This is a genomic window from Salinivibrio sp. MA427 (assembly GCF_001996115.1).
Classification (GTDB): domain Bacteria; phylum Pseudomonadota; class Gammaproteobacteria; order Enterobacterales; family Vibrionaceae; genus Salinivibrio; species Salinivibrio costicola.
In genome coordinates this window covers 1-5,040 of record NZ_MUFH01000197.1, presented here as the reverse complement: position 1 = coordinate 5,040, position 5,040 = coordinate 1, and the positions used below count along the sequence as shown (strand labels likewise).

The window sequence follows — 5,040 nt, the reverse complement described above, 5'->3', positions numbered from 1 at the left end:
GCATTAACCTGACCGATGATCCCACCCATGTGCAGGGTAAAGTGAACGGCCAAACGTTGTTCGTGATCGCTGAGTTCTGCCGCCGCAAGTAATTGGCAGCATACCGTCGCCCTTTATTTAAACACGGTCTTTTCTTTTGTTAGCGTATAACGACCAGTTATTGATGCTGTTGGCGGTATTTGAACGTGCCGCCTTATTACTCATGGCCTTATTTTGGCTCACTCGCACCCATCTGATCCAAACCATCGTACAGAAGACCCAGCGCCATCCAATGGAAACAGCGCTCATTGCCGCTTTATTTGTATTGTTTGCCTTGTTCAGTACCTACACGGGAGTGAATGTCGATGGGTCGCTGGTAAATGTACGCATCATCGCCATTATCGCCGGCGGTATTTTGTTTGGTCCTTGGGTTGGCGTGACTGCCGGCGTCGTCTCGGGCGTTCACCGCTATCTTATCGATATTGATGGGCCAACCTCACAAGCCTGTTTGATCGCCAGTATTATTGCTGGGTGCCTGTCGGCACTGATTCATTATCGCGCAGATAAACAGCATTATGCACGCTACGGCATTTTGGCGGGTATGCTCTGCGAATCGCTGACGATGCTGCTTATCCTTTTGCTTGCCCGCGATCAAACGCTCGCCCAACACATTGTTGCTACCATTAGCTTCCCGATGATTGCGGGTACCGTCTGTATTGGCCTGATCATCCAACTGGTGCAGTACATCGATGATGAAAAAGAACATTTAGCCGCCCAGCAGGCTAAGCAAGCGTTAGATATTGCCAACCGCACTCTACCGTATTTTCGACGCGGAGAGGCGCGAGGTTTGACCAAAGCGTGCAGTATTATTCGTAAAGACACCGGTGCCGATGCCGTGGCTATTACCGATACCGCCGATGTTTTGGCGTATGTTGGCATTGGTGAGGAGCAATACATTGATGCCCATCACCAAATTAGCCGCCTTACTCAGCAAGCGGTAAGAACCGGTGAACAAATTATCAGCAATGATCTCAATGTGCATGATTTTCGCTCTTTGTTGATCATTCCACTATGGGAAAATGGCGTGGTCACGGGAACCTTAAAGGTTTTTTATCGCCAGCCCCATCGTATTCGTCGCCCCATGCAGGAAATGGCGATTGGTTTATCACAATTGATTTCGACCCAAATGGAAGTTGCGCGGATACAAAACCTCAAAGAAATGGCGAGTAAGGCCGAATTTTCTGCCTTACAAAGTAAAATTAACCCTCATTTTTTGTTTAACGCCCTCAATGCGATCTCCAGCTTGATCCGCCTGCGTCCGGATGACGCCCGTGGCTTGATTGCCAATTTGGCCGACTTTATGCGTTACAATTTAGAGCGCACGCAGGATCTGATCCCCATTAGTGATGCCATTAAGCAAGTCAAAGACTATGTCGCTATTGAGCAAGCACGTTTTGGTGACAAACTTACGATCCGCTTTGATATTGAAACGACCGACACCAATATTGCGCCCTTGCTGATACAGCCACTGGTTGAAAATGCGATTCGCCATGGTTTTCAACCTTCTCGTCGTCCTTGTGATGTCATCATTGCGGTGCGCGAAATTGCGCAAGGAACGGAGATTAGCATCACAGATACCGGGGTCGGCATCGATCCTAATATTGTCGAGCAACTTTATCATGGCACCATCGACAGTCATCATATTGGCTTGATGAATGTGCACCAGCGTTTAATCATGCTCTATGGACAAGGCTTAACTGTTGAGCCACGCAATCCCGGCACACGTGTATCATTTGTGATTAACCATAAGGAGCCTTCATGCTTCGCGCTGTCATTGTCGAAGACGAATACTTAGCGCAAGAAGAGCTACGTTACTTAGTTGAAAAGCATAGTGATCTCGAGATCATCGAAAGCTTTGATGATGGGCTTGCAGCGCTAAAATACCTGCAGACCCATTCAGTGGACGTGTTGTTTTTAGATATCAATATCCCCTCGATTGATGGCATGTTACTCGCACGGAGTTTACATGCCGATGCGCGCCCGCCCTTTGTGATTTTTACGACCGCTTACAAAGAGCATGCCGCAGATGCTTTTGAGCTTGAAGCGTTCGACTACCTGCTTAAGCCGCTTAACGAAACACGGGTGAAAGGCGTACTCAATAAGCTTGCTCTCGCGGCTGCACCTACCGATACCCTGACAGAGCAACGCCATACCTTGCATTTGATGCGTGATAATCGGATCCGCATTACCGATACCGCCGACATTCTTTATGCCGCTGCCAACGAAAAGACCACCTTGGTGTACACACCCGACGGTGAGTTCTATGTCCCTTACACTATCAGTGAATTGATGACGCAATTGCCGGCTAATTTTTTTCGTTGCCATCGCTCTTATTGCATCAACTTAGATAAAATCACCGAAATTGAACCAGGCTTAAACAGCACCTATCACGTTTTCCTCCCCGGCATTTCTGATCCTGTCTTGGTCAGTCGCGGTAATCTGAAAGCGTTTCGCGAACGGATGCAATTGTAATTCATGCCCTCTCGCTGCAGTTCATGCCCGCTAACTGCAGCTCATTTTATCTTTTTCACCTACTCTTGATGTGGGGATTCAGGGTCGTATCTTGGGGGTGTTCTCAATAGATAAAATCCTGGAGCGTTACCATGAACGCACGTTTATCCCCCGGCATCAAAACCCTTATCGGCACCGTATTGGCCCAGTTTGCACTTGGCTCTGTGTATACGTGGAGCCTGTTTAATGCCCCCCTTGCAGCCCAGCTTGACGAGCCAGTCAGCCAAGTGGCCTTCACCTTTGGCATTATGACACTGGCATTGGCCCTGGCTTCTTCCGTCTCGGGCCATCTACAAGCACGATTCGGTGTCCGCCGCGTGACAATTGGCGCAGGCATACTGCTTGGCGCCAGTCTCGCGCTAACCTCGGTGGTCAGCCAACTATGGCTACTTTACCTTACCGCCGGCCTTCTGATTGGTTTAGCAGATGGTACTGGCTACCTCATGACGCTTTCCAATTGCGTACGCTTTTTTCCCAAAAACAAAGGGCTTGCCTCAGCCTGTGCCATTGGCGCTTATGGGTTAGGCAGCTTAGGTTTTAAATACATCAATCTATACTTTTTAGCCGCAGGCGGCGCAGCACTAAGTTTTCAAATGTGGGCGGTTCTGGCCTGTGTGATGGTCGTAATTGGCGGCGCACTGATGCACGATGCGCCACAGCAAAAAGCCACCACAAACGCATCTGAGGCCGATGCGCCTGCTGATTACACCCTTTCTCAATGTTTTAAAACCCCGCAATTTTGGTTACTTGCCACGGTATTTGTCACGATTTGTATGAGTGGGCTTTATGTCATTGGCGTCGCTAAAGATGTGGGTGAACTTTATGTCCACCTTGATGCTGCCACCGCTGCGGAAGCGGTTGCCATTATCGCACTGGCAAATCTAGGCGGCCGTCTGGTACTGGGGGTGTTGTCTGATCGCATGGCGCGCAGCAAAGTGGTTGGCTTGGCACTCCTCGTCTGCGCGGCAGGCGTGGGTATGCTCCGCTTTATGCCACTGGACCAATACAGCTTCTATTTGTCGGTTGCTTGTGTCGCGTTCAGTTTTGGCGGAGCAATTACCGTATTCCCCACCTTGATGAGCGACTATTTTGGCATGAACCACCTCAGCCAAAACTATGGTTTTATGTACCTGGGCTTTGGTGTCGGTAGCTTTATGGGCTCTGTCATTGCGGCGCTATTTGGCGGTTTTGTTGCCGCGTTTAGTGTGATGCTGGTAATGATCACTATATCCTTGTGTATTGCATTCACTATTCACTCGCCCAAGCACAATCAAGAGAGGATTAAGCATCACTGGCAGTTGGAGTCATCGACCAGCTAAGCATTGTTATACACTTTCCCCTCGTCTTAGCAATAATACGAGGGGCTCTTGTTTGTAATCGACACACCAAAAATAAAATGTGACAGCGTCACATAAGGTGGTCCAGTTTACACTGTAAACCCCGTGATATCGGCGCTTGTTGATAAGTCTATCCCTAAATACTGAATAACATCTCAATACATTAACAACACTATTGATTGTTGTGGTGTACTCGCCTAATTTAAAGCCTCGGCGTCGGGCCTTCCTCTTTTCTTGCTAGGTATTAAATGACACGGACGCGATTTGTTACGCTTCACAGCAAAGCAGCACTTATTTTTATCCTAGGGTTACTTGCCATTATTTTCAGTAGCCTTTTATTGACTCGCTATTTTTTCCTCTTCGGTATTGACCACCTAGAAGACATAGAAATCACGCGCGCAAATCAGCAAGCCAAAGCGGTGATTCAGCGTGTCATCGATAATCAAGTTGAATATGCAATTGATTGGGCCTATTGGGATGATACTTACGCGCTACTTACAACAGGTAATAATCGCTATGCGCAGAGGAATCTAAGCGACGAGACATTACTCGCACTCAGTTTAGATATGATGGGATTTGCCGACTTAAGTGGTGAGGTAGTCGAAGCAAAAGTACTGGAAGATGCGGGCAACAAGTCGATGATTGATGCAATATATCGCTCCCCTGCCGTCACAGCCCATATTCATCAACCCATTCCGGATAAAGAGCTGACTCCTTTCGCTGGTTTACTCCAGCTTAGAGGCCGCATATGGGTGATCAGTGTCAACCCAGTCCGAGACAGTGCGGGCACTGCACCGGTCGTCGGCTGGATGGTTTGGGGGCAAGCACTGACGGGTCGCTTTCCCTCCGACTACGATAACATATTAGCGGGCAACAACCGTCTCGTTAACAAGGGGGATACAACAGGAGAAGGGAGCGTTGAACGCATTGTTCGTACTGACAATAAGATAACCCGCTATACCCCCTTATATGATTTGAGCAACCGCCCAATTGCGGCCTTAGAAACCACCGAATCTCGCCATTACTATCAAAAGGGAAAGCAAGTATTTCAATATCTTATCTTAGCTTTACTGGCGATGACCTCATTTACTATCAAAAGGGAAAGCAAGTATTTCAATATCTTATCTTAGCTTTACTGGCGATGACCTCATTT

4 protein-coding genes are annotated in these 5,040 nt (G+C 48.2%); all 4 read left to right on the top strand.

The features are described from left to right. Positions 1 to 163 precede the first annotated feature (163 nt). The 4 genes from BZG79_RS11540 to BZG79_RS11525 all read left to right on the top strand — a co-directional run bounded on the left by BZG79_RS11540 (position 164) and on the right by BZG79_RS11525 (position 5,017). Positions 164 to 1,834, top strand: a complete 1,671-nt coding sequence (locus tag BZG79_RS11540) for a LytS/YhcK type 5TM receptor domain-containing protein (RefSeq protein WP_077645939.1) — start codon at positions 164 to 166, stop codon at positions 1,832 to 1,834. Beyond that, positions 1,798 to 2,511 (top strand): LytTR family DNA-binding domain-containing protein, encoded by a 714-nt coding sequence (locus tag BZG79_RS11535; RefSeq protein WP_077576950.1) that lies wholly within the window; start codon positions 1,798 to 1,800, stop codon positions 2,509 to 2,511. Before BZG79_RS11540 ends, BZG79_RS11535 begins: the two co-directional genes overlap by 37 nt. Positions 2,512 to 2,642: 131 nt before the next feature. Further along, entirely contained in the window at positions 2,643 to 3,869 is a 1,227-nt protein-coding gene (locus BZG79_RS11530) for an OFA family MFS transporter (protein WP_077679131.1), read from the top strand. A gap of 266 nt (positions 3,870 to 4,135) precedes the next feature. Beyond that, complete coding sequence (locus BZG79_RS11525; RefSeq protein WP_077774454.1) at positions 4,136 to 5,017, top strand: CHASE4 domain-containing protein; 882 nt, start codon at positions 4,136 to 4,138, stop codon at positions 5,015 to 5,017. The last annotated feature ends 23 nt before the right edge of the window (positions 5,018 to 5,040 follow it).